Here is a 23,710-nt window from a genome sequence, read left to right as displayed (position 1 = left end):
TTTATAGATGTTCTGAAAACGGCCGCGTCTGACGCGGCCGTTTTCATATGCGTCAGGCCGAAAGCTGGTTGTGCTTGCGCTTCATGTAGGATTTGGCTGTTTCAACCGCGACGGCCGCATCGCGGCAATAGGCGTCAGCGCCGACAGCCTTGCCGAATTCCTCATTGAGCGGCGCGCCGCCGACGAGAACGACATAGTCGTCGCGAATACCCTTTTCCTTCATCGTGTCAATGACGACCTTCATATAGGGCATGGTGGTCGTCAGCAGCGCCGACATGCCGAGAATGTCTGGCTGATGCTCTTCGATGGCGGCGAGGTAGTTCTCGACAGGATTGTTGATCCCAAGGTCGATCACGTCAAAGCCGGCGCCTTCCATCATCATGCCGACGAGGTTCTTGCCGATGTCGTGAATGTCGCCCTTGACGGTACCGATGACGAGCTTGCCCTGTTTTGGCGCTCCGGTCGCTGCCAGGAGCGGGCGCAGAATGAACATGCCGGCTTTCATCGCATTGGCCGAGAGCAGGACTTCGGGGACGAACAGGATGCCGTCGCGGAAATCCTCACCGACGATGCGCATGCCTTCGACGAGCGCCTCGGTGAGGACCCTGTAAGGTGCCCAGCCGCGCTCGAGCAGAATATTCGTGCCTTCCTCGATCTCTTCCTTCAACCCGTCATACAGATCGTCATGCATTTGCTCGACGAGTTCATCGTCCGAAAGCTCCGAAAGAATGATTTCATCATCGGCCATGGGTCTGCTTCCTTTCAAGCGTTATGCACAGGTCCGTAGCACAGAGCGACACTGGATAATATGGGTGCTTTGTCGCCCGCTGGCATTCGTTTAACATATCGGGCAAGTTGCTGAAAACGCATTGCTTAAAAGCGACCTTGTAAATGACGAAAACGACCGGATGTTTGTCTCCGATGCGCCATCACGTGCCGCACACGGAAACGCCCCCGCAGGCATGACGGTTAGGATTTGGTCTGATTGATTGGAAGTCTGCGCTTCGTGCGCCTGGAGAAAGACAATGATTGAGGAAACACCCGTCGATGCACCCGCGGAAACCGACACCGGCGGCGGACGCCGCAGTCGTGGCGCCAGTGGTGGCGCCGCCGCCCGTCGTGCGGCACGTTCCGGCGGTGGTCCCGGCAAGTCGCTGACCTATATCACGCGCAAGATTCGCACCTACGAAGTGCTCGATGAAGAAGGACTGGCGCTGATCGAGGCCAATGCCGATACGGTGCTTGAAGAGACCGGCATCGAATTTCGCGACGACGCGGAAGCTCTGGCGCTGTGGAAGGAAGCTGGCGCCGACATCAAGGGCGAGCGCGTCCATTTTCCCAAAGGGCTGCCGCGGTCGCTTTTAAAGACTGCGCCCTCGATCTACACGCAGCACGCGCGCAATCCCGAGCGTTCGGTCCAGATCGGCGGCGACGCGACGGTATTTGCACCCGTCTACGGTCCGCCTTTCGTGCGCGACCTCGACGGCAATCGCCGCTATGCGACGATCGAGGATTTCAATAATTTCGTGAAACTCGCCTATATGGCGCCGTCGATCCATCATTCGGGCGGCACGGTGTGCGAACCGGTCGACGTGCCGGTCAACAAGCGCCATCTCGATATGATCTATGCCCATATCAAATATTCCGACAAGCCGTTCATGGGCTCGGTGACTGCGCCCGAGCGCGCCGAAGATACGATCGCCATGTGCAAGCTCGTATTCGGCGAGAACTATCTCGACGAAAACACGGTTCTGACCAGCCTGATCAATGCGAACTCGCCGATGGTGTTCGACGAGACGATGCTCGGTGCCCTGAAGGTCTATGCTCGCAACAACCAGGCGTGCATCGTTACGCCGTTCATTCTTGCCGGTGCGATGAGCCCGGTGACTGTTGCCGGCACGCTTACCCAGATCCTGGCCGAAGTGCTGGCCGGCGCGGCCCTGACGCAGCTCATCCGGCCGGGCGCGCCGGTCATTTTCGGCACGTTCGCTTCGTCGATTTCCATGCAGTCGGGCGCGCCGACCTTCGGCACTCCGGAGCCGTCGCTGGTCTCCTACGGCGCCGCACAGCTTGCACGCCGCCTTGGCCTGCCATTCCGTACAGGCGGCTCGCTTTGCGCTTCCAAGGTTTCGGACGCGCAGGCCGCCTATGAAAGCGCCAATACGCTGAATTCGACGTTGCTTGCCGGCACGAACTTCGTCCTCCACTCGGCCGGCTGGCTCGAAGGCGGTCTGGTATCGTCCTATGAGAAGTTCATGATGGATATCGACCAGCTGGGCATGGCGCAGAAGTTTGCGGCCGGCGTCGATCTTTCGGAGAACGGCCAGGCGATGGACGCCATCCGTCAGGTTGGACCCGGAAGCCACTATCTCGGCTGCGACCATACGCAGGCGAATTTCCAGACGGCCTTCTACCGCTCGAACATCGCCGACAACAACTCTTACGAGCAGTGGCTGGCCGAGGGCGAAAAGCGCGCCGATCAGCGCGCCAACGAACTCGCCCGGCGCTGGCTCGATACCTATGAGGCCCCGTATCTCGATCCGGCAATCGATGAATCGCTGAACGAGTACATCGCCAAGAAGAAGGCATCGATGCCCGACGCTTTCACTTGAAAGAAGCCCGAGGACGGCCGGGCTAAAGTGGCCAATCTGATCCATAAGGAAGTCTGGGCCTCCGCAATCAAGGGTTCTGGCGAGGGATGAGCTTTACATTTTTGGCAAGGGGCGGTGACGCCGATGCTTGACACGATCACCGCCGCGCTGGAACCTCACGGGCTTGTTCCACGCGGCGGCTTCGTATTCGGCGCAGCAGATGACATCCCGGTCCTGCCTGATGGCACGCGAGCCCGAAGCGTCGTTCTTATCGGTCATTTCGGCTCGTCGATCTGGCAAGCTTTCACCGCCTGGCGTCGGGACAATCCGGGGGTAGCCAATCCCCTCGATACGTGGTCAAAGCAGGTCCTCAACGCGATTGCCAGCGAATTTGGCGCGTACTCCGTCTTCCCCTCGGACCGACCTTATTTGCCGTTCCAGCAATGGGCGATGCGCGCGGAAGGGTTGCGGCCGTCACCGCTCGGCCTGTTGATCCACCCGCAATATGGTCTCTGGCAGGCATTTCGCGGTGCACTCCTGTTTCGGCAATCCATCGCTTTTGCGCCGCTCCAAGAAAACGGCCATCCATGCGACGTCTGTGCGTTAAAACCGTGTCTCAGCGCATGCCCTGTCGATGCCTTTGACGGCGAAACTTATGCCGTGGCGCGCTGCCGCGATTATCTCGCAACGGAGCCAGGCCAGACCTGCATGGAAGGCGGCTGTCTTGCCCGGCTCGCGTGCCCGGTCGGACTGCAATACGCCTACCTTGGCGATCAGCAGCGCTTCCATATGACCGCCTTCGCGCGTTCGTAAGCATTATCTGAAGCAGAAATTTCATCTTATTTTCAATATGTTGACTAAACTTACTGTAAAAAGATATATCTTTGGCTTGAATAAAGATATATCGTTTGTTAGATGTGACGTATTGAAGTACTAACTAGGAGAAATTCCCATGCATAATCATTGCAGACACAATCACGGCCATGACGGCGATCACTGGTCGCGGATGGATCGGATGGCAGGCTCGCACGAAGGCGGCGGACGTCTCGGCGGTCGTGGTCGCGGCGGGCCTTTCGGCCGGCATCGTGGCGGCCCCTTTGGCGGACGCGGTCCGCGCATGTTCGATCCGGGCGCACTGCGTCTCGTCGTTCTTGGCCTGATCGCAGAAGAGCCGCGTCACGGCTACGACGTCATCAAGGCGCTCGAGGCGCGGTTCCAGGGCGCTTATAGCCCAAGCCCGGGTGCGATCTATCCGATGCTGCAGATGATGGAGGAGGCGGATCTCGTTACCTCCAGCACCAACGGCAACAAGCGACTCTATACGATTACCGAGCAGGGCCTGGCTTATCTCGAAGAGAACCGCCCCGAACTCGACAAGATCAACGCGCAGCTCGACGACGCTTCCGGCGAAATACGCGGAGCGGCACTCGGCGAGGAGATGCACGCCTTGCGCTTTGCGCTCCATTCAAAGCTGCGCAGTGGTTCGCTTAACGCGGAAAAGGCCGAGCGGCTGCGCGAAATCCTCAAGAGGGTCCGTCGCGAGATCGAAGATCTCTGACACCTGTAAAAGCCAACAAAAAAACCGGCAGCGGAGGCTGCCGGTTTTTTCTTCAAAGTCCGTTGATTACCCGCGGCGCCCGCGACGTTCGCGCTTCGGCGTATCGTCCGCATGGGCAGCGAGCTTGTTGCGCATCGGTCCAATGGTCTCGATGATCGTCTCGACAGTCGGGCGCGGACCGCTGGTGTGGCTGTCGAGCGCCTTGCGCATGGCGGCGAGATGCTCGAACGAGGTTCCGCAGCAGCCGCCGACGATCTTGGCGCCGCCGTCAATTGCGAGGCGAGCATAGTTTGCCATCAGATCGGGCGTGCCCGAATAGAAGATTTCCGAGCCGCGGAATTCGGGGATGCCGCAATTGCCCTTGATGACGATCGTCGCTTCAGGATTTGCTTCGCTCATATCGAGAAGCGAGGCAAGGATATCGGATGCGCCGACGCCGCAATTGGCGCCAACCGCGACGGGCTTTGCTTCCAGGCCTTCGGCAACGCCGTGGATTTCCTTGGGCGGCAGGCCCATCATCGTCTTGCCGGCCGTATCGAACGAGCCGGTATAGACATAAGGCAATCCGACCTTGACCGCAGCTTCGGCAGCGGCGCGAATTTCGCCCGGCGCCGACATTGTTTCGATCCAGGCGACATCGACGCCGCCGGCCTTGAGGCCTTCCAGTTGCTCGGTAAAGGCTGCAACGGCATCTTCCTCGGTGAGCGCGCCAAGCGGGACGAGCAGTTCGCCGGTCGGACCGACCGAGCCCGCGACAATGACCTTGCGGCCGGCATTGTCTGCGACTTCGCGCGCGAGTTCGGCCGCCTTCTTGTTGAGTTCGAAGACGCGGTCCTGGGCATGATGCAGTTTCAGGCGATGCCGTGTCCCGCCGAAGGAATTGGTAAGGATGATATCGGCGCCTGCATCGACAAAGCCCTGGTGCAGGGCAGTGATCTTTTCAGGCTTGGCTTCGTTCCAGAGCTCCGGAGCCTCACCTGCTTCCAGGCCAGATGCAAACAGGTTCGTGCCTGTCGCGCCATCGGCAAGGAGAACACCCTTTTCGGCAATAAGGTCGGCAAGCGGATTGTGAATGGTCATGGGAACGTCCCTTAAAACAAGTTAGATAACCATATAAGGAAGTCTTTATATGTGGTCAATGCTTCTTTGCGACATCGGCGCTCGCGAGCGGTCGCAAACCGCAAAGCGCTAGGTGACCTTGAGCGATGAAATATAGGTCGCAACCTCGTGAGCGTTGACCTTGGCGACGCGGATCAGCCCGTCAAAGTGTCGCTGCATGGTGAGCACCGCCTCGGTCGTATAGAGCACGAGGTACATCTCGCCGACGAAGATGGCGGCGCGGTAGGGTCCGAATACCGTATAGGGCACCGAATAGCGCTCGCGCCCATCGTAGAGATAGAGGCGAAACGAGGGATAGAGTTCGTCCACCAGCGACGCCATATGTTCGAGCTGCTCGACGCGGACCTTGCGCGGCAAGTCACCCCAAAGGCTGCAGCCCGCGGCGAAATCGTGCAAGGTCTGGAACGGAATGCATACTTCCATGTCCGTACCGGGTTGGCGGTTATAGTCGAGGCGGAACGCCGTTTCGCTCATCTGTATGGCTGGATCGCGATGGACCATCAAGGTTTCATAGGCGATCACCGCTTGCGTGCGCAGAAGATCGGGGATACGGGCTGGCACATAACGTATCTTCGTGCCTGTGGCCTCCGCATGCCATTTGACCAGCAAGGTCTGGTTGTCGAACCCTTCTTCGATTTCAAGACTAGGACGCAGTTCGCCGGTAATACCCTCGTCCTGGCTGAGGCCAAGCAGCCAGTCAAGCGATACGGAATGCCGTTCGGCGATGTTGAGCAGCGTTTCCACGCGGGGCAGGCGGGTCGATTGCCCGGAGAGCAACTGGGAGAGCGCAGAGCGGTCTATACCAACGGAAGCCGCGAATGCGGATTGGTTTTCACCGCTGCGGGTGAGCAGGCTCTTGATCCGCTCCTGAAAAAGCCGTGCAAGGTCGCGCTTGTCCATGAAAACACCCGATTGTTTATTATATACAACAAGTGCGCCATTTGGTGACCAAAATCAACACTTTCTCACAATAATCGCATTGCTGACAGTTCCTGACAATGAGACCATGAAAATCATGGAATCAGAAAGACATACCGAAATACCCGCCTCCCGATCTCAACACCCGCGAAAACACCCCGGCATTGAGTGGCCAACCATTGCGCTTCTCACAGCATGCTATGGAATGTGGTTCGTAGGGGGATATTATCTCTATCCGGGCCTGCCGATCGTCGCGCTGGCCCTCATGGGGCTTGCTGTCGCGTTCCATTCATCTTTGCAGCATGAAGCCCTTCACGGTCATCCGACGCGCAGTGGCATGATCAACGAACTCCTCGTTTCGCTGCCGCTCGGCCTTGTCTTTCCCTATCGCCGCTACAAGCATCTGCATCTCAAGCACCATGCGGACGAGCGCTTGACCGATCCCTACGATGATCCCGAAAGCTATTACCGTGCGCTCGGTGACTGGGAAAAACTGCCGGGCTTTGTCAAAGCATTGCTCAACTTCAACAATTCGCTGGTCGGCCGCGTTGTCATCGGGCCGTTTCTCATGGTGGTCGGTTTCGTCATCACCGAGATCAAGCTCATAAGGGGCGGCGACAAGAAAACGCAAACGGCATGGGTGCTACATGGCCTTGGCCTCGTCCCGATGCTCGCGATCGTTTGGATTATCTTCGGAATTCCCGTTTGGCTCTACGCGTTGACGTCCGTCTATCTGGGCTTGGCGATCATCTCGATCCGCAGCTATTGCGAACACCAGTGGTCGGAACGCCCGGACGGGCGGACGGTTATCGTCGAAAAATCGCCCTTGGCGTTGATCTTCCTTAACAACAATCTTCACTTCGTCCATCATAAGCGTCCGACTGTACCGTGGTACGATCTGCCGGGGCTTTACAGCGAACAGCGTGATGAATGGCTAAGGATGAATGGCGGCTATGTCTTCCGCAATTACTTCGAGATTCTGCATGCCTATGCATTCAGACAGAAGCAGGATGTTGTTCACCCGGTGCTGCGCCGCGAACTGGCTCCCGGCCGCGCTTTCCGGCCTCGGGCACATGGCATCAGTCTGCAGGGCGGTTCGACCGTTCCCATTCCAGCCGAGCCTCCCAAAGAGTAGCTGCGCATGACGTTGATTGCGGCGTTGCCGATGTATGATTGGCCGGAAATGCAATCGGAGCTTCGTGCGCAATGGCAAAGAATGCGCGGCGTGCTGCTTGACAATGGCTATGACGCGCCGGAAAGGCTCGTTTCCCGCAATGGCGACCTTCCGGCGGTTCCAGGCGGCATCAGAGACCGGGCAGGCAATTTGATTGCGCCTGACCCAGCTACGCTGCCTCCCGACGAACTCGACCTGCCGACCTTGTGGCTCCATCCGGCATTGCTGATCACACAGACATGCTGGGGGCCGATGGAACTCGGCATTCAATCCCATGTTCATCTTGCAGGTCAGGATGACTATTCGGGCATTGAGGGTGGGGACGGCGCGCTTTACTCGAGTGCGCTCGTCATGCGGCGCGGCGAGGGGCGGGCGGCAGTCGCTGCGCCGGAAGACGGCAAGCCCGTACTGCCGCTGGAACTGCTTCGCGGCAAACGCTTGGCCTTCAACAGCCACGATTCGATGTCGGGCTACCTGGCGCTGCAACGCGACCTGGTGGCGTCCGGTGAATCACTTGCGATATTTGCCGGCGAACTCCAGACCGGCGGACACCGCGCCTCGGTGGCTGCTGTGGCGTCCGGCAAAGCGGACGTAGCCGCCATCGACTGCAAATCCTGGGCAAGAAGCCAGCGCTTCGACGCGGCAGCAGCGACACTTGCCGTTGTCGGCTGGACCGGCAGGCGCAAAGGCCTGCCGTTTATTTCCGCACTTCCGCTACCCGCGCATCTTTTCGCCTGAGGGATCGAACGGCGGCTCGAGATTGATGCGGGCGGGGCGCCGAACACCGAGAATCTCTACCTCGAACAGGCCATTGGATTCGTTTGATGCGAGTTCCGCCGGCACGTAACCCTGCGCCATCGAATGCTGCACAAAGTGGGCGTAGCCACCGGACGTGACCCAGCCGACAACGCGCCAGTCACCCTGCACGGCGCCCTTGTCACTGGCATCCGAGACGACAGCACCGGACGCGTCGAAGCGGGGAGCGCCGACGCCATGGCCTGCCTGGACCGTACCGTAGTCCTTGGAGACCTTGGCCCAGATCGGCTCGTCGCCCATCACGTCGGCGGCGCCTTCGCCGTGCGGAACATCAATGAGGAAGGAAACCCGGCGTAGCTTCGTGCTGGTGCCCGCGTCGAACTCAGCCTTTTCCCTGGCGGCATGTTCGCGGCCGATGAAATCGTTCTTCGACAGCTTGATGAAGCGATCCATCGATCCCTCATAGCCGCCATAGATGGGGCGAAGCTCGCGGAACCACGTGGGGAAGTTCTTTTCGAGCCGCATGGAGAGCAGGGCGCGCATGCCGAAATCGACAATGCCGAAGGCCGCGCCCTCGTCCTTGATCGCCTTGTAGACGAGGCGCTGATAGGCGGGTTGCATCCAGATCTCGTAGCCAAGGTCACCCGTATAGGAAATGCGGTTAACCTTGCACGGCGCGCCGCCAACGGCCACTTCGCGGAAATCCATGAACCGGAAGGCGGCATTCGACACGTCTTCGTCGACGAGCTGGGCAAGGAGGTCGCGCGACTTCGGCCCGGCAATCGCAAGACCGACCAGTGTCTGGTCGAAGCGATGGATATGCACTGAGCCATCCTTCGGCTGCTGCTTCTGGAACCAGCGCATGTGATAGCGCTGGGCGGCAGACGAACCCCAGATCAGGAAGCGGTCATCGGCCGCCTTGGCGATGGTGAAGTCGCCGATGAGCTTGCCCTCTTCGTTGAGCATGGGCGTCAGGACGAGCCGTCCAACTTTCGGCATCGTATTCGTCATCAGGCGCGACAAAAATGCTTCGGCGCCGCTGCCGGTTACTTCATACTTGGCGAAGTTGGCAATCTCGGTGACGCCGACGCCGGCGCGTGTCGCCCTTACCTCGTTACCGATATGCTCGAAATCGTTGGAACGATGATAGGAGACGATGTCGCGCGCTTCAGTGCCCTTCGGCGCGAACCAGAGCGGCGTCTCAAGGCCCCAGGAATCGCCCATGACGGCATTCTGCGCCAGCATCGTATCGTAGAGCGGCGTGGTTTGTTGCGGCCGCGCTGCGGGCAACTCCTCGTTGGGGAAGCGGATCGAGAAGCGCCGCGAATAGTTCTCGCGCACCTTGGCGTTGGTGTAGCGCAGCGTCGCCCATTCGCCGAAACGCGCCACGTCCATGCCCCAGACGTCGAAGCCGGGTTCGCCATGAACCATCCAGTTGGAGAGCGCGAGCCCGACGCCGCCGCCCTGGCTGAAACCGGCCATGACGGCGCACGCTGTCCAGTAATTGGTAAGGCCGGGTACTGGGCCGACCAGAGGATTGCCATCCGGCGCAAAGGTGAAGGGGCCGTTGATGATCTGCTTGATACCCGCCTTCTCGATGCCGGGGAAATGCTTGAAGCCGACTTCGAGGGAAGGGGCGATGCGGTCGAGATCGGGCGCCAGAAGCTCGTGGCCGAAATCCCATGGCGTGTTGACCGGAGACCAGGGCTTTGCGGCCTTCTCATAGGTGCCGAGCAGGATGCCGTTCCGCTCCTGGCGGGTATAGATCTCGCCCTTGAAATCCATGACGCCGATGAGTTCGCGGCCCGTGGACTTATTGAATTCCATAACCTCCGGAACATCCTCGGTGAGAAGGTACATGTGCTCCATCGCAAGGACCGGCAGTTCGAGCCCGACCATGCGCCCAACTTCGCGAGCCCAGAGACCGCCGCAGTTGACGACATGTTCGGCCTTCACGGTGCCCTGTTCGGTGACGACGTTCCATGTGCCGTCGCTATCCTGCGTAAGTTCGACGACGCGGTTACGCAGGGTAATTTCAGCACCGAGCTTGCGCGCGGCCTTGGCATAGGCATGGGTGGTCCCGGAAGGGTCGAGATGGCCCTCGACCGGGTCCCACATGGCGCCGACGAAATTCGTCTCGTCCATGAGCGGGAACATGGCCTTGGCCTCCGATGGCGTGATCAGCTCCGTATCCATGCCGAGATAGCGACCGCGCGCGTGGGCGAGCCGCAGGAAATCCATGCGCTCCGGCGAATCCGCCATCATGACGCCGCCCGTCAAATGCAGGCCGCAGGACTGTCCGGAAAGCTCCTCGATTTCCTTGTAAAGACTGACCGTATAGGCCTGGAGCTTGGCAACGTTGGGATCGCCGTTGAGCGTATGGAAACCGCCGGCGGCGTGCCAGGAAGAGCCGGACGTCAGTTCCGAGCGTTCGATCAGCATCACATCGGTCCAGCCGGCGCGCGCAAGGTGGTAAAGCACCGAACACCCAACGACGCCACCGCCGATGACAACTGCTTTAACGTGCGATTTCATACTCTTATGCCTCGTATGTGGAAAAGTGATTCAATGCGTTGAGACTTCGATTCAAGCGATCAGAAATCCGTGGGCGCGCCGCCTTCGGATTTGCGGCGGGCCACGAAGGCGTTGATGGCCTCTTCGACCGCGGGGTCGATTTCGGGTTTCTGGTAGGTTGCAAGGCGCTCCTTCCAGATGCGGTTGGCCTTCTCAATCGCAATCGGCGAGCCAGCCTCCTGCCAGGTTTCATAATTGCGCCAGTCGGAGATGATCGGTGCGTAGAAGGCGGTCTTGTAGCGCGACTGTGTATGAGCGGTGCCGAAGAAATGACCGCCGGGGCCGACGTCGCGCATGGCATCGATGCCGAGCGCGTCTTCGGAAAGATCGAGCGGGGTCAAGAACTCGGCCACCATCTGCAGGAGGTCGAAATCGAGGATCATCTTCTCATAGGAGCAGCAAAGGCCGCCTTCGAGCCAGCCGGCGGAATGCAGCATGAAGTTGCCACCGCCCTGGATGGCGCCCCAGAGTGAGAAGACCGATTCGTAGGCGGCTTGCGCGTCCACGGTGTTGGCGGCGCAGACATTGGAGGTGCGATAGGGAATTCCGTAGCGGCGGGCAAGCTGGCCGCCGACCAATTGCGCCTTCATGTATTCGGGCGTGCCGAAGGCCGGTGCACCCGACTTCATGTCGACATTGGACGTAAAGCCGCCATAGCCGACGGGCGCGCCTTTCCTGACCATCTGCGTGAACGAGATGCCGGCAAGCGCTTCCGCGTTCTGCTGCACGAGGGCGCCGGCAATCGTCACCGGAGCCATGGCGCCGGCGAGGGTAAAGGGCGTTACGATGACGATCTGGCCATTGCCCGACATCTGGATGATGCCTTCCATCATCGGTATGTCGAGCTTGAGCGGGGAATTGGTGTTGATGATCGTATAGCAGGACGGCTCCTGCTGAAGCTGTTCGTGGCTGACACCGCGCGCGAGGCGGGCAATCTCGATACCGTCCTGATTGCGCTCCTTGCCGAGCGAATAGATGTGGAACGCCTTGTCGCTGAGCGTCGTAAGGTCGCGGATGCATTCGAGATGCCGAACGGACGGGTGAATATCGATCGGTTCGACCGGATAACCGCCGGTCGTGTTGATGATATTGTGCATCTGGGCGAGCTTGATGAAATTGCGGAAGTCGGCCTGGTTGCCGGAGCGCCGGCCATTGTCGGTATCCGAGCAGTTCGGCGCCGAACCCATCTGCGCGAAGATGAGATTATTGCCGCCGAAGCGGACATTGTGGGCCGGGTTGCGGGCATGCAGCGTAAATTCGGATGGCGCATGGCCGACATATTCAAGAATCATGTCCTTGTCGAAGCGAACCCGCATCGAGCCGGGGCGAACGTCAGCGCCGGCGCTCTTCATGATTTCGCGCGCGCCGTCATGCAGAACCTCGACGCCGATTTCCTGCAGGACCCGCAGCGACGCGTCGTGGATCGATTCGAGTTCGTCGTCCGAGACGATCTTGGTCGGCGTGAACGGAATTTTCAGCTGGCGAAACGGCGGCTGGTCGAAGGCTCCGCTTTCGGTGCTGCGCGGCCGCGCTCGTCCACCCCGTCGTCCGTGATCCCGCGCTGACGTGTTGGTTTCGATCTCGATTGCCGGTTCGCTCATTGCCCATGCCCTTCGCTTGCACGTCTTGCGTGCGCTGTTGCCACTATCGCCAGAGCGGCATTGTGCGTGCGCGGCGTGAGCGACGCTGAGCGCAAAGGAAGCGACATGGTGTGGGGTGGGTCGCTGGGGCCAGAGTTGGGCCAATCAAGGGCGGTTCTTGGAGTTCGTCCACACCCCCTCTGTCCTGCCGGGCAAAGGGGGGTGAAACGACCCCACATATAGGAACTACAGTATGCCTACTCCGCAGCCGCCTTCGACGTCAGGTGGCTGATTGGCGTAACCATCGCCTGGATCAGGTTGTTCATGCTGATGACGCCGGTCGGCTTGCCATTGTCATCGATGATCGTTGCATATTGCTGGTTGGCGTCGGTCATCGTCTTGGCGGCTTCCTCGAGGATCGTGCCGGTGCGCACGGTGACGCCGCCGCTCGTGGCCGGAGCGCCCGCTGGCGTTGCGATCGTATCGACCATGATGACGCGGCCGCGGTTCACTTCCTTGACGAAGTTGGAAATGTATTCGTCGGCGGGCTGCAACACGATATCCTGGCCGGTTCCCTGCTGCACCACCTCGCCGTCGCGCAGGATGGCGATGCGATCGCCGAGGCGCAGCGCCTCGTCGAGATCGTGGGTGATGAAGACGATGGTCTTGCGGATTTCCTTCTGGAGGTCGAGAAGCACCGACTGCATGTCCATGCGAATGAGCGGATCGAGCGCCGAGAAGGCTTCGTCCATCAGGAGGATCGGTGCGTCGTTGGTCAGCGCACGGGCAAGACCCACACGCTGCTGCATGCCGCCCGACAACTGGTTGGGGTAGTGGCCCTCAAATCCCTTGAGGCCGACACGCTCGATCCAGCGACGCGCCTGTGCTTCCTGCTTGTCGCGGGGAAGTCCCTGGATTTCGAGGCCGTAGACCGTATTGTCGAGGACGGTGCGGTGGGGAAGCAGCGCAAACTTCTGGAACACCATCGCGGTCTTGTGGCGACGAAATTCGCGCAGATCGTTCTGGTTCATCTTGCAGACATCGGCGCCGTCGATGATCACCTCGCCGGAAGTCGGGTCGATAAGCCGGTTGATGTGGCGGATAAGGGTCGATTTACCCGACCCTGAAAGCCCCATGACAACCTGTATGCAGCCCGCCGGCATGTCGATGTTGATGTCCCTGAGGCCGAGCACGTGCCCATGCTGTTCGTTAAGCTCGGTCTTGGACATGCCCTTCTTGACGGCTTCGACGTAACTGACGGGTCTCTGTCCAAAAATCTTGTAGAGATTCTTGATCTTGATGCCTGCACCCTGGACCGAACGATCAGCCATGGACCACCTCCTGATGCTTCTGAAGACGCTTGCCATAGGCCTGACTAACGCGGTCGAAAATGATGGCGATGCCGACAATGGCAAGGCCGTTGAAAAGCCCGAGTGAGAAGAACTGCCCGTTGACGGAGCGCAGCACCGGCTGCCCAAGGCCCTGGACGCCGATCATCGAAGCAATAACCACCATTGCCAGAGCCATCATGATCGTCTGGTTGATACCGGCCATGATTGTCGGGAGGGCAAGGGGAATCTGCACGTTCTTGAGGCGTTGCCAACTCGATGAACCGAACGCATCCGCGGCTTCGAGGACGTCCTTGTCGACGAGCCGGATACCGAGATTGGTGAGGCGGATCATTGGCGGGATGGCGTAGATCACCACCGCTATGAGGCCCGGCACCTTGCCGATGCCGAGAAGCATGACCACGGGGATAAGGTAGACGAAGCTCGGCATCGTCTGCATCACGTCGAGAATGGGATTGACCACGCGCTGGAAACTGTCTGACCGGGCCATGATGATGCCGATCGGAATGCCGACGAAGATCGAAACGACGGTGCCGACGAAGATCATGGCGATGGTCTTCATCGCATCGCTCCACATGTCGAAATAGCCGATGAGGAGGAGCGTGATGATGGTGCCGGCAACGATCTTCCAGTTGCGGCTGGCGATCCAGGCGATGCCGCCGATCAACAGCAGCATGATCGGCCACGGCGTCGTCGTCATGAAGCGCTCGGCTTCGATGAGGAAATACTGCAGCGGCTGAAAGAACGATTCGATGATGTCGCCATATTCGCGGGTGAAGGCCTTGAAGCCTTCGTCCATGGCCTTCTTGAGGTTGCGCAGCGTGTCATCATTCATGTTCGGGAATGAATAGAACCAATCCATGTTGGTATCCCCTTCATTGGGCCATCGAGGCTCGTTCTCTCTAATGACCGAAGCGCTGGACGATTATACGTTCAGCCTGTTCCAGCGAGGTAATGGATTGCGGCAGGACCGGTGCCCTGCCGCAAAACATTATTATTGTACGGCAGCCTTGATCTTCTCGGCGGCTTCCGGAGAGACCCACTTGGACCAGGTCGCCTCGTTGTTTTTCAGATAGTACTTGGCGCCATCTTCGCCTGTCGCCTGGTTGTCGACCATCCATGCAAGAAGCTTGTTGGCTTCCTCGGTCGAGATCTGGCGCTTCTTCAGATATTCGAAGGCATCGCCGGCGCTGTCGGCAAACTTCTTGGTGACGATGGTGTAGATATCAGCCTTCGGCCAGCCATTCGGCTTTGGATCCGGGCAATCCGCGATGGCGTTGCAACGGTTCCATTCCTTTTCATCCCATGCCACGCCATTGTCGAGCTTGACCATCGGGTACTTGCCGAGAATGGCGGTCGGACCCCAATAATAGCCGAGCCAGGGTTCCTTGCGCTCATAGGCCTTGGCGATCGAGCCATCGAGGCCCGCAGCCGAACCCGTATCGACAAGGGTGAAGCCGTGCTTGTCGCCCTCAAAAGCCTTGTAGAAGTTCGTCGTCGTGATCTGGCAAGCCCAGCCTGACGGGCAATTGAAGACGGCGCCCTTCTTCGGATCTTCCGGAGCAGGGAACAGTTCCGGATGCTTCATGGCATCAGCAATGGTCTTGATATCGGGGTGGGCATCCGCGAAATATTTGGGGATCCACCAGCTTTCCGTGCCGCCTTCGGTGATCGCCGGTGCAGCGTAGACGAGTTTGTTTTCCTTGACTGCCTTTTCAAGCGGCTCGCGGACGGCGTTGAGCCAGCCCTCGGGGGCGATGTCCGGCTGCCCCTTTTCGATCATGGACGTGAAGGTTGGAACAGTATCGCCGGCTACGAGCTCGGCGTCGCATCCATAGCCTTCGCTCAGGATGATCTTATCGAGATTGGCAAGTGCCTCGGCCGATTGCCAGTTCATGTTGGCAATAGTAACGGTGCCGCATTCCGCAGCCGAAGCCGACGCGGAGTAGCCGAAAAACCCAGCGGCAATCAGAAAAGTTGAAGCAAGCAGCTTCTTCATGTTCTTTATCTCCCACTCTTTGACAGTTCACCCGGTAACGAATTCTAACTTGGTACTGCCTTACCTAGTCGTTCGCTTATGTGCCATTTGGCATTCTTATCCTGTCAGAATGCAATGGAATCATCGAATTAATGCGGTGTATCGCGACAAGCCCTGTCGATATAGCGACGCCGGGATAAAGGATGCGACACCAAACGGCACATGGCTCCATCAGGTATCGTAACAAGGGTTTAGACGAAAGATCAACGCTTTAGACGATCTGCCTGCACGATCTGCGGATTTGACTGCCCGGATCCGGCACCCACCGATATTTTCCGCACGGCATGAAACCATTTTGCCCGCCGAAGGTTCGCAATGGGCCTGCCAAAGAAAAGGAACTCCCCATGAAATCTGCGCTGAAGACCGGACGCCAAACCCGTGACCTGCAACTGGCATCCATGGTAATTGCCATGCGCGTGCCAATGATGATGTTGGAGGCGATGAGCGAGAAGGGTGGCGGCGCAGAAACGCACCGCGCCGTTTCAGAAAAAGTCGCAGCGTCCGTGGATGGTGTCGTTTCCGCGCAGATTTCGCTCATGAACTCCGCAGCGACGTTCTGGTTTGACGTCATGCGCGGCAGGTCGCCCGCAAGCCTCGTTTCCGAAGCCGCCAATAAGGCTGCCGCAGCGGCATTGCGGCCGGGCCGAAAGACGTTGCAGGCGAACTACAAACGACTTGTTCCGGGAAGCTAAACAGCTTTTCCGTTAGCGTCACGCTTAATTTTCGAGGGTGATTTTATAAAACTTACCTTTCTGTAAGGGCGAGGTATGCGCTTCCGGCATGGTGACCATGCAAAAATGCAAGGGTTCCTGCTGTAAATGCGACATGCCATGGCGAAATTTCGTGATCAAACTTTGAGCAAAAAGCGCATTTGAGCGGCAATAACTCATTTCCTTTCGAGGTCGCCAAAATGCTCTACATTTTCAATCGCAATAACCGCGTGCACATTTCGTGGAATGCAACCGAAAAGCGCAACGCTCCGTCCAGCAATGCAAAGAGCGGTATCGGCTCCGCATTGTCCTTCATCTGGACCCGTTCGGCCGGCTAATCGATCAACGAGACGGCATGTGAACCGCTGCCTTTGAGGTGGCGGTTTTTCTTTGCTCTGAATTTTCTAAGGATGCAAAAAAACCGCCCCGTTCACGAGGGAACAGCGCGGTTTTTGCCAAGTTACGCATGGCAGTTCTGCCGAACTCAACGCGGGCAGAAAATTACAGCTCCGGTACGCGGTACCTGATCCGGAGCGGGGAACAGGTTTGACCCTGCTCGCCCGTAAAGTTTTAGCCGGACATCGTTACCGCGAGGTTATCGAGAACTTAAGCAAATCTAAATTTGCGACTTTTCCGCCAGGATTGTGGTCAGCCTTCGCGCTTGGCGTCGCGCAGATAATTGATAATGCCGGAGAAATCCGATCCTTCATTGCCCGCTTCCCCAAACTCGGCATAAAGCGCCTCGGCATGGGCGCCGAGCGGCGTTGCTGCACCAACACTTGTCGCCGCCTCCTGCGACAATTTAAGGTCCTTGAGCATGAGCGCGGCAGCAAAGCCCGGCTTATAGCCATTGTTAGCCGGAGAGGTCGGCACCGGTCCCGGTACCGGGCAATAGGTCGTCAGCGACCAGCATTGGCCGGAAGATGTGGAGGCGACGTCGAACAGCGCCTTGTGTGATAGCCCAAGCTTCTCGGCCAGCGTGAAAGCTTCGCTGACACCGATCATCGAAATGCCGAGGATCATGTTGTTGCAGATCTTGGCCGCCTGGCCGTTGCCCGCTTCGCCGCAATGAACGATCCGTCCGGCCATCGGTTTTAGGATCGGTTCGGCTTTGACGAAGGCTTCATCGGAACCGCCCACCATGAAGGTGAGGGTGCCCGCCGCCGCGCCGCCAATGCCGCCTGAGACCGGTGCATCGACGGACAGCAGTCCGTTCTCCGCGGCGATTGCATGCGCCTTGCGGGCGGAGTCGACGTCGATCGTCGATGAATCGATGAACAGCGCGCCCCTTCGTGCTCCCTTGGCAACCGCCTCGTAGACCGAAAGCACGTGCTTGCCGGCCGGGAGCATCGTAATGACAACATCGGCCTCGGCGACGGCGGCCTCGGCATTGTCTGCAATCGTTACGCCGTTGCCCCGCGCGGTATCGAGGTTTTCGGGCACGAGATCGAACCCAAGTACCTTATGGCCCGCCTTGACGAGATTGGCGGCCATCGGATTGCCCATATGTCCAAGGCCGATAAAAGCGACAGTCGTCATCGCACTTCTCCCTCAATTTGAAATTTCAACGGCCCATCATGTGCCGCGCGATGATTACCCGCATGATTTCATTCGTGCCTTCCAGGATCTGGTGCACCCGCAAGTCACGTACCAGTTTCTCCACGCCATAGTCGTGCAGGTAGCCATAGCCGCCATGGATCTGCAGAGCGTCGTTGGCGATATCGAACCCCTTGTCGGTGACGAAGCGCTTGGCCATGGCGGACCATTTGGAAGCGTCGTGCGCTTTGCGGTCAAGCTTTGATGCCGCTGTGTAGAGCAGCATGCGGGCAGCTGAAAGCTCCGTCTCCATATCGGCAAGCTTGAACTGAAGCGCCTGGAACTGATTGATCGCCTTGCCGAACGCCTTGCGCTCACTGGCATAGACCAGCGCCTTGTCGAGGGCCGATTGCGCGCCGCCAAGCGAGCATGCCGCAATGTTGAGCCGCCCGCCGTCGAGCCCGCCCATGGCAATGCGGAAGCCGTCACCTTCCTCGCCGAGCCGGTTGGCAACTGGGATACGGCAGTTCTCGAAGATGACCTGGCGGGTGGATTGGGCGTTCCAGCCCATCTTGTATTCATTGGCGCCAAAAGAAAGGCCGGGCGCATCTTTCGGGACGACCAGCGCAGAGATGCCCTTCGGTCCATCCTCGCCGGTGCGCACCATCGTCACGTAAAGGTCGGAATCGCCGGCGCCCGAGATAAACTGCTTGGCGCCGTTGAGAATGTATTGATCGCCCTCACGCACCGCGCGGGTCTTCAGGGCGGCGGCATCGGAACCGGAGTTCGGCTCGGTCAGGCAATAGCTCGCAAGCCACTCCATCGATGTCAGGCGCGGCACAAAGCGTTGACGTTGCTCCTCGCTGCCGAACGTATCGATCATCCACGCGCCCATGTTGTGTATGGAGATGAATGCCGAGAACGCTGGACAGGCGGCGGCGAGCGCCTCGAAGATCAGCACGGCATCGAGCCGTTTCAGGCCTGAACCGCCGACATCCTCGCGCACATAGATGCCGCCCATGCCGAGCGGTCCAGTCTCGCGGATGACATCGGCGGGAAAGTGCTTGTCGCGATCCCACGCCAATGCGTTCGGCGCGACGCGGTCGGCGGCGAAGGCGCGCGCCATGTCCTGGATCGCCAGTTGATCCTCATCGAGTTCGAACTGGCCAGCGGTCGAATCAACGCTACTGTCCATGGCACCCTCCCTGCATTTCTTATTGCTTGCCACTCTATCCCAAGCTTCCCGGGGCGCAACGTCCAAGGCAGGACTAGGAAGAGAAAGACATATCCGCTACTCAAAGCCCATGACACGCGCAATCATGTTGCAGGGAACCGGTTCAGATGTTGGGAAATCCGTCCTGGTGGCGGGTCTGTGCCGGCTTGCACACAAGCGCGGGCTGGTTGTCCGGCCGTTCAAACCGCAGAACATGTCGAACAATGCGGCGGTCAGCGATGACGGCGGCGAGATAGGCCGGGCGCAATGGTTGCAGGCGCTGGCCTGCGGTGTGCCGTCCTCCATCCACATGAATCCCGTGCTCCTGAAGCCGCAGTCGGAAACCGGCAGCCAGATCATCGTGCAAGGCAAGGTCTGGGGCCAGGCGAAGGGCCGGGACTACCAGAAGCTCAAGGGGCAACTGCTCGATGCCGTGATGCAGTCCTTTGACATCGTTTGCGATGGTGCCGATCTCGTCATCGTCGAGGGCGCGGGCTCGCCTGCCGAAATCAATCTGCGGGCTGGCGATATCGCCAATATGGGCTTTGCAACCCGCGCCAATGTGCCGGTCGTTCTCGTCGGCGATATCGACCGCGGCGGCGTCATCGCATCGATTGTCGGCACCCATGCGATCCTGCCGCCGGAGGATCGCGCCGCGATCATCGGCTATATCATCAATAAGTTTCGCGGCGACGTCTCGCTCTTCGACGAGGGGTTGGAAGCAATCACCCGGTTCACCGGTTGGCCTTCATTTGGCGTCGTGCCATGGCTGAAGGATGCTACCCGGCTTCCCGCGGAAGATTCCGTCGTGCTGGAGCGATTGGTAAAGGGGAACGGCCGCGCGCTGAAAGTCGCGGTGCCAGTGCTTGACCGCATTGCCAATTTCGACGACCTCGATCCGCTGATGGCCGAGGCTGATGTCGATGTCGTGTTTGTCCGAAGCGGGGAGCAACTGCCCGTCGATGCCGGTCTCGTCATCATCCCCGGGTCGAAATCGACGATCGGTGATCTTATACGCTTCCGGGAAAACGGCTGGGACAAGGACCTCAACCTTCACCGGCGTCGCGGCGGCTCGATCATGGGCATATGCGGTGGATATCAGATGCTCGGGCGCACGGTGCGCGACCCTGAGGGCATCGAAGGTGCAGCGACGGAAAGCGAGGGCCTCGGGCATCTCGATATCGAAACGGTGATGGAGCCGGAAAAGACCGTTCGCAATGTTGCGGCTCATTCGCTGCAATACGACGTGCCGCTGAGCGGCTATGAAATCCATCTTGGCAAGACGACCGGCCCGGATTGCAGCCGCCCGACGGCGATGATCAACGGCGTCGAGGATGGCGCGATTTCTGCCGACGGTAAGGTCTTTGGGACCTATATGCACGGGCTGTTCGGCACCGATGCCTATCGCTCCGCCTTGCTGCGTTCGCTGGGAATCAATGCAAATGCCTTCGACTACAGGGCGGGCGTCGATGCCGCGCTCGATTCGATAGCCGACCAACTGGCTGAAGTCCTCGATCTCCATGCATTGATCGCACGTTGAGTATGTAGACCTGTGCGAAATATTATCGGTTGCCCATCCTGGCGACGGATGACGAATACAGGAACACCGATCTCGAAGTGGTCCCTTGACTTTAGTAAAGCGAAAAACGTCGCGCGGTTTCGTTTGACATTCTCGGTGCTTGGTGAATAACGTTCAACCCATGATTGGTTCCCGTTCGGCCAAAGGCCATGGGATCAAAAGGGAATGCGACGGCCGTACCCATCAGGGCGGCCCTACCGCAGCCGACCCCGCGACTGTAGAGCGGCGAGGATTCATGCCAAGGCCTGAGGCGCAAGCCGAGGGCAGCCACTGGGAAACCGGGAAGGCGGCATTGATCCTGCGACCCGCGAGCCAGGAGACCTGCCAGTCATAGGGCAATGGTGCCCAAGACCGAAGGGGAATGTCCCTTCTGGCCCTGCACGGAGGTTGTTATGGCTGCACGTACTTCGACTACGATATCTCTCCCGCTCGCATCGCGTCTGACGACGGCGGTGGTTTCAATGCTGCTCGGCGTGTTCATCGTTTATGGCGTGGGTCTTTCCCATTCCGAAACGCTGCACGATACGGCGCACGATACCCGCCATTCCTACGGATTCCCCTGCCACTGAGGTTGGAGCCCGGCTGGATGTAATGATTCGGCCGCCACCGCTTAAGCATTGAAAACTGAGGGTTTATCTGGTCCGGGTGTCGTTTCGACAGCCCGGTGTCTTGATATGGGAATTCGGAGAGATATCGATGTTGGTTAAATATCTTCTGGCTACGATCGTGGCCGGTCTGTTTGCTGGTATTCTGTTGACGCCAGCCATGTATGTGCGCAGCGTGCCACTTATCCTGCACGCGGAAGAATATGAGAACGCCGCAGGCGGCCACGAGCACGAGCATGCCGCAGCGCCTGCCGCCGCCGGCGAGACAGCACCTGCCGTGGCGCCGCACACTCACGAAGAGGAAGAGGTAAGCCCGGCCCTGCCGTTCGGCCGCTTTGGTAACACCTTGCTGATCAATCTTGTCGCCGGAGCGGGTTTCGCTCTGATCACGGGCGCGGCCGCCCTGTTTCTTGGACGTAAGATCACCGTGCAGAACGGCATTTATTGGGGCCTCGCCGGGTTCTTCATCTTCAACCTTGCGCCATCGTTCAGCCTTGCGCCGGAACTGCCGGCTATGCCCGCCGCCGATCTCGCGACACGGCAAGCCTGGTGGCTCATCACGGTGCTGCTGACGGCGGGCGGCGTTTACTTTATCGTTCTGCGTGAGGAAATCTGGGCGAGGGTACTCGGCCTCGTGCTGATTGTTGCGCCGCATATCTATGGCGCTCCGGAAGCGGACGATCTTACTTCCGCCGTGCCGCCGACATTGGCATCCGAGTTCGCGGTATCGACGCTCGCGACCAACCTCTTCTTCTGGGTGGTGCTCGGCACTGCGCTCGGCTTTGCCATCCAGAGCTACGCGGCTTCGGAGCTTGAAGCCTGATGGCCGTGCTGGAGCGCGGGGTCACGTTTGTGCTCGGTGGCGCGCGCTCCGGCAAATCCTCCTTTGCCGAGGGACTGATCGAGTCATCCGGCAACGAAGCAATCTATCTTGCGACGGGCAGGGCGTGGGACGATGAGATGTCCGCTCGCATCGACCAGCACAAGGCGCGGCGCGGCGTCTTATGGACGACGGTCGAAGAACCGCTCGATTTGGTTTCCGCGTTGGAAGTGCATGCGGCCGAGGGCACAGCGGTTCTTGTCGACTGCCTGACACTTTGGGTCACCAACCTCATGATGGCCGAGCGCGATGTCATGGCGGAAACGGCAAGGCTTGCCGCAGCGCTGCCGCATCTTAAAGGTGCGGTCGTTTGCGTCTCCAACGAGGTTGGCCTCGGCATCGTTCCGGAGAACCGCATGGCCCGCGACTTTCGCGATCATGCCGGACGTCTTCATCAGGCCGTGGCTGGCGCCGCGGAAACAGTCTATTTCGTAGCAGCAGGTCTGCCGCTCAAAATGAAGGGATAACAACATGCAGGGTCAGAAGATTCCAGCAACGGTCATCACCGGCTTCCTTGGTTCGGGCAAGACGACGATGATCCGCAATCTGCTCGAGAATGCCGATGGCAAGCGCATCGCGCTGATCATCAATGAATTCGGCGATCTCGGTGTCGATGGCGGGTTGCTCAAGGGCTGCGGTATTGAGGCTTGTCGCGACGAGGATGTGATCGAACTCAACAATGGCTGCATCTGCTGCACCGTGGCTGATGATTTCATCCCGACCATGACAAAACTGCTCGATCGGCCCGATCGTCCTGACCATATCGTCATCGAAACCTCTGGCCTTGCGCTGCCGCAGCCGCTGGTGGCGGCCTTCAACTGGCCGGAGATCAAGACGCAGGTGACTGTCGACGGCGTCGTGACCGTTATCGATGCCGCCGCAGTTTCGGAAGGTCGCTTCGCCGACGATCACGACAAGGTCGACGCGCAGCGGTCGCAGGACGAATCGCTCGACCATGAGAGCCCGCTCGAAGAACTCTTCGAGGACCAAATCCGCGCGGCGGACCTCATCATTCTCAACAAGACCGATCTCATCAGCGGCGATGAACTCGACGGGGTGAAGGGCGACGTACAAAGCCGTTCGGTGCGTGCCCTCAACATGATCCCCGCAAGCTTCGGCAGGATCAGCAACCAACTGCTGCTTGGCCTTGGCGTCGGTACCGAGCAGGATATTGCCAACCGCAAGTCGCATCACGAGATGGAGCATGAAGCCGGCGAGGAACACAGCCATGACGAATTCGAGAGCTTCGTCGTTGGCCTCGGGCCGGTTTCCGAGCCGAAGTCTTTTGTCGAGAAGCTGAAAGGCGTGATCGCCGATCATGACGTTCTGCGCCTCAAGGGCTTCGTCGATGTTCCGGGCAAGCCGATGCGCCTCGTTGTCCAGGCGGTAGGCTCGCGCATCGAGCATTATTTCGATCGCAGCTGGCATCCGGGCGAGGAGCGGCAGACACGGCTCGTCGTCATCGGCCTTCACGATATCGACGCGGTAGCCATCGAATCGGCGATGAACGCGGCGGCTGCCTGATAGGGA

General features: G+C 59.3%; 22 protein-coding genes and 1 riboswitch. Of the genes, 12 read left to right on the top strand and 10 right to left on the bottom strand.

Annotated features, from left to right (window positions below):
- Nucleotides 1–52: 52 nt before the first annotated feature.
- Complete coding sequence (locus BM074_RS11730) at nt 53–748, bottom strand: corrinoid protein (protein WP_027231796.1); 696 nt, start codon at nt 746–748, stop codon at nt 53–55.
- A gap of 277 nt (nt 749–1,025) precedes the next feature.
- Here BM074_RS11730 and BM074_RS11725 point away from each other — a divergent pair, with 277 nt between their 5' ends.
- The 3 genes from BM074_RS11725 (at nt 1,026) to BM074_RS11715 (ending at nt 4,149) form a co-directional block, all read left to right on the top strand.
- The gene (locus tag BM074_RS11725) at nt 1,026–2,612 is read left to right on the top strand and encodes a trimethylamine methyltransferase family protein (protein WP_091922158.1); all 1,587 of its coding nucleotides are present in this window, start codon (nt 1,026–1,028) and stop codon (nt 2,610–2,612) included.
- Nucleotides 2,613–2,735: 123 nt separating this feature from the next.
- On the top strand, nt 2,736–3,404 hold the full coding sequence (locus BM074_RS11720; protein WP_091922444.1) for a 4Fe-4S dicluster domain-containing protein: 669 nt from the start codon (nt 2,736–2,738) through the stop codon (nt 3,402–3,404).
- Nucleotides 3,405–3,543: 139 nt separating this feature from the next.
- Nucleotides 3,544–4,149 (top strand): PadR family transcriptional regulator, encoded by a 606-nt coding sequence (locus BM074_RS11715; protein WP_244532820.1) that lies wholly within the window; start codon nt 3,544–3,546, stop codon nt 4,147–4,149.
- A 66-nt stretch (nt 4,150–4,215) separates the two neighbouring features.
- Here the strand turns inward: BM074_RS11715 and bmt are convergent, their stop codons facing one another.
- Nucleotides 4,216–5,229, bottom strand: a complete 1,014-nt coding sequence (gene bmt, locus BM074_RS11710; RefSeq protein ID WP_091922156.1) for a betaine--homocysteine S-methyltransferase — start codon at nt 5,227–5,229, stop codon at nt 4,216–4,218.
- 108 nt (nt 5,230–5,337) lie between these two features.
- Complete coding sequence (locus BM074_RS11705; RefSeq protein WP_091922154.1) at nt 5,338–6,168, bottom strand: helix-turn-helix domain-containing protein; 831 nt, start codon at nt 6,166–6,168, stop codon at nt 5,338–5,340.
- A gap of 115 nt (nt 6,169–6,283) precedes the next feature.
- On the opposite strand from BM074_RS11705, the gene BM074_RS11700 reads away from it, so the two are divergent.
- Both BM074_RS11700 and BM074_RS11695 read left to right on the top strand, forming a co-directional pair.
- Nucleotides 6,284–7,321, top strand: coding sequence for a fatty acid desaturase (locus BM074_RS11700; protein WP_091922152.1), 1,038 nt, complete (start codon nt 6,284–6,286; stop codon nt 7,319–7,321).
- A gap of 6 nt (nt 7,322–7,327) precedes the next feature.
- Nucleotides 7,328–8,098 (top strand): PhnD/SsuA/transferrin family substrate-binding protein, encoded by a 771-nt coding sequence (locus tag BM074_RS11695; protein WP_091922150.1) that lies wholly within the window; start codon nt 7,328–7,330, stop codon nt 8,096–8,098.
- On the opposite strand, the gene BM074_RS11690 is transcribed toward BM074_RS11695, so the two are convergent.
- The 5 genes from BM074_RS11690 to BM074_RS11670 all read right to left on the bottom strand — a co-directional run bounded on the left by BM074_RS11690 (nt 8,075) and on the right by BM074_RS11670 (nt 15,618).
- Entirely contained in the window at nt 8,075–10,651 is a 2,577-nt protein-coding gene (locus BM074_RS11690) for a GcvT family protein (protein WP_091922148.1), read from the bottom strand. The genes BM074_RS11695 and BM074_RS11690 overlap by 24 nt on opposite strands.
- Nucleotides 10,652–10,710: 59 nt before the next feature.
- Nucleotides 10,711–12,291 carry a trimethylamine methyltransferase family protein gene (locus BM074_RS11685; protein WP_091922146.1) on the bottom strand — a complete coding sequence of 527 codons (1,581 nt, stop codon included), beginning with the start codon at nt 12,289–12,291 and terminating at the stop codon, nt 10,711–10,713.
- A 236-nt stretch (nt 12,292–12,527) separates the two neighbouring features.
- Nucleotides 12,528–13,601 (bottom strand): quaternary amine ABC transporter ATP-binding protein, encoded by a 1,074-nt coding sequence (locus BM074_RS11680; protein WP_091922145.1) that lies wholly within the window; start codon nt 13,599–13,601, stop codon nt 12,528–12,530.
- A complete protein-coding gene (locus BM074_RS11675) occupies nt 13,594–14,481 on the bottom strand; it encodes an ABC transporter permease (protein ID WP_027231785.1) in 888 nt (295 codons plus the stop codon). The genes BM074_RS11680 and BM074_RS11675 overlap by 8 nt, the downstream gene beginning before the upstream one ends.
- Before the next feature lie 132 nt (nt 14,482–14,613).
- Nucleotides 14,614–15,618, bottom strand: a complete 1,005-nt coding sequence (locus tag BM074_RS11670) for an ABC transporter substrate-binding protein (RefSeq protein ID WP_027231784.1) — start codon at nt 15,616–15,618, stop codon at nt 14,614–14,616.
- Between the two features lie 383 nt (nt 15,619–16,001).
- On the opposite strand from BM074_RS11670, the gene BM074_RS11665 reads away from it, so the two are divergent.
- A complete protein-coding gene (locus BM074_RS11665) occupies nt 16,002–16,349 on the top strand; it encodes a hypothetical protein (RefSeq protein ID WP_027231783.1) in 348 nt (115 codons plus the stop codon).
- 218 nt (nt 16,350–16,567) lie between these two features.
- On the top strand, nt 16,568–16,705 hold the full coding sequence (locus BM074_RS23020) for a hypothetical protein (RefSeq protein WP_155810881.1): 138 nt from the start codon (nt 16,568–16,570) through the stop codon (nt 16,703–16,705).
- A 310-nt stretch (nt 16,706–17,015) separates the two neighbouring features.
- Here the strand turns inward: BM074_RS23020 and mmsB are convergent, their stop codons facing one another.
- Together mmsB and BM074_RS11655 are read right to left on the bottom strand one after the other, a co-directional pair.
- On the bottom strand, nt 17,016–17,906 hold the full coding sequence (gene mmsB, locus BM074_RS11660) for a 3-hydroxyisobutyrate dehydrogenase (RefSeq protein ID WP_091922143.1): 891 nt from the start codon (nt 17,904–17,906) through the stop codon (nt 17,016–17,018).
- Between the two features lie 25 nt (nt 17,907–17,931).
- Nucleotides 17,932–19,098, bottom strand: a complete 1,167-nt coding sequence (locus tag BM074_RS11655; protein WP_091922142.1) for an isobutyryl-CoA dehydrogenase — start codon at nt 19,096–19,098, stop codon at nt 17,932–17,934.
- A gap of 109 nt (nt 19,099–19,207) precedes the next feature.
- Here BM074_RS11655 and BM074_RS11650 point away from each other — a divergent pair, with 109 nt between their 5' ends.
- From BM074_RS11650 to cobW, 5 genes are all read left to right on the top strand, one after another.
- On the top strand, nt 19,208–20,656 hold the full coding sequence (locus BM074_RS11650) for a cobyric acid synthase (RefSeq protein WP_091922140.1): 1,449 nt from the start codon (nt 19,208–19,210) through the stop codon (nt 20,654–20,656).
- Nucleotides 20,657–20,804: 148 nt separating this feature from the next.
- Nucleotides 20,805–21,039: riboswitch (cobalamin riboswitch) on the top strand.
- A 48-nt stretch (nt 21,040–21,087) separates the two neighbouring features.
- A complete protein-coding gene (locus BM074_RS11645; protein ID WP_027231779.1) occupies nt 21,088–21,264 on the top strand; it encodes a CbtB domain-containing protein in 177 nt (58 codons plus the stop codon).
- 127 nt (nt 21,265–21,391) lie between these two features.
- Nucleotides 21,392–22,123, top strand: coding sequence for a CbtA family protein (locus BM074_RS11640; protein WP_091922138.1), 732 nt, complete (start codon nt 21,392–21,394; stop codon nt 22,121–22,123).
- Nucleotides 22,123–22,647, top strand: coding sequence for a bifunctional adenosylcobinamide kinase/adenosylcobinamide-phosphate guanylyltransferase (gene cobU, locus BM074_RS11635; RefSeq protein WP_091922136.1), 525 nt, complete (start codon nt 22,123–22,125; stop codon nt 22,645–22,647). Before BM074_RS11640 ends, cobU begins: the two co-directional genes overlap by 1 nt.
- 4 nt (nt 22,648–22,651) lie before the next feature.
- The gene (gene cobW, locus BM074_RS11630) at nt 22,652–23,704 is read left to right on the top strand and encodes a cobalamin biosynthesis protein CobW (RefSeq protein WP_091922135.1); all 1,053 of its coding nucleotides are present in this window, start codon (nt 22,652–22,654) and stop codon (nt 23,702–23,704) included.
- Nucleotides 23,705–23,710 lie beyond the last annotated feature (6 nt).

The sequence above is a fragment of the Phyllobacterium sp. CL33Tsu genome (assembly GCF_900113985.1).
Lineage (GTDB): Bacteria > Pseudomonadota > Alphaproteobacteria > Rhizobiales > Rhizobiaceae > Phyllobacterium > Phyllobacterium pellucidum.
The sequence above is the reverse complement of the archived record's forward strand: the minus strand, read 5'-3'. Positions and strand labels throughout refer to the sequence as shown.

Bases quoted from the DNA above. Each gene is read 5' to 3' on its own strand.
- BM074_RS11730 (WP_027231796.1), bottom strand. From the start codon at position 748: ATGGCCGATGATGAAATCATTCTTTCGGAGCTTTCGGACGATGAACTC.
- BM074_RS11725 (WP_091922158.1), top strand. From the start codon at position 1,026: ATGATTGAGGAAACACCCGTCGATGCACCCGCGGAAACCGACACCGGC.
- BM074_RS11720 (WP_091922444.1), top strand. From the start codon at position 2,736: ATGCTTGACACGATCACCGCCGCGCTGGAACCTCACGGGCTTGTTCCA.
- BM074_RS11715 (WP_244532820.1), top strand. From the start codon at position 3,544: ATGCATAATCATTGCAGACACAATCACGGCCATGACGGCGATCACTGG.
- bmt (WP_091922156.1), bottom strand. From the start codon at position 5,229: ATGACCATTCACAATCCGCTTGCCGACCTTATTGCCGAAAAGGGTGTT.
- BM074_RS11705 (WP_091922154.1), bottom strand. From the start codon at position 6,168: ATGGACAAGCGCGACCTTGCACGGCTTTTTCAGGAGCGGATCAAGAGC.
- BM074_RS11700 (WP_091922152.1), top strand. From the start codon at position 6,284: ATGGAATCAGAAAGACATACCGAAATACCCGCCTCCCGATCTCAACAC.
- BM074_RS11695 (WP_091922150.1), top strand. From the start codon at position 7,328: ATGACGTTGATTGCGGCGTTGCCGATGTATGATTGGCCGGAAATGCAA.
- BM074_RS11690 (WP_091922148.1), bottom strand. From the start codon at position 10,651: ATGAAATCGCACGTTAAAGCAGTTGTCATCGGCGGTGGCGTCGTTGGG.
- BM074_RS11685 (WP_091922146.1), bottom strand. From the start codon at position 12,291: ATGAGCGAACCGGCAATCGAGATCGAAACCAACACGTCAGCGCGGGAT.
- BM074_RS11680 (WP_091922145.1), bottom strand. From the start codon at position 13,601: ATGGCTGATCGTTCGGTCCAGGGTGCAGGCATCAAGATCAAGAATCTC.
- BM074_RS11675 (WP_027231785.1), bottom strand. From the start codon at position 14,481: ATGGATTGGTTCTATTCATTCCCGAACATGAATGATGACACGCTGCGC.
- BM074_RS11670 (WP_027231784.1), bottom strand. From the start codon at position 15,618: ATGAAGAAGCTGCTTGCTTCAACTTTTCTGATTGCCGCTGGGTTTTTC.
- BM074_RS11665 (WP_027231783.1), top strand. From the start codon at position 16,002: ATGAAATCTGCGCTGAAGACCGGACGCCAAACCCGTGACCTGCAACTG.
- BM074_RS23020 (WP_155810881.1), top strand. From the start codon at position 16,568: ATGCTCTACATTTTCAATCGCAATAACCGCGTGCACATTTCGTGGAAT.
- mmsB (WP_091922143.1), bottom strand. From the start codon at position 17,906: ATGACGACTGTCGCTTTTATCGGCCTTGGACATATGGGCAATCCGATG.
- BM074_RS11655 (WP_091922142.1), bottom strand. From the start codon at position 19,098: ATGGACAGTAGCGTTGATTCGACCGCTGGCCAGTTCGAACTCGATGAG.
- BM074_RS11650 (WP_091922140.1), top strand. From the start codon at position 19,208: ATGACACGCGCAATCATGTTGCAGGGAACCGGTTCAGATGTTGGGAAA.
- BM074_RS11645 (WP_027231779.1), top strand. From the start codon at position 21,088: ATGGCTGCACGTACTTCGACTACGATATCTCTCCCGCTCGCATCGCGT.
- BM074_RS11640 (WP_091922138.1), top strand. From the start codon at position 21,392: ATGTTGGTTAAATATCTTCTGGCTACGATCGTGGCCGGTCTGTTTGCT.
- cobU (WP_091922136.1), top strand. From the start codon at position 22,123: ATGGCCGTGCTGGAGCGCGGGGTCACGTTTGTGCTCGGTGGCGCGCGC.
- cobW (WP_091922135.1), top strand. From the start codon at position 22,652: ATGCAGGGTCAGAAGATTCCAGCAACGGTCATCACCGGCTTCCTTGGT.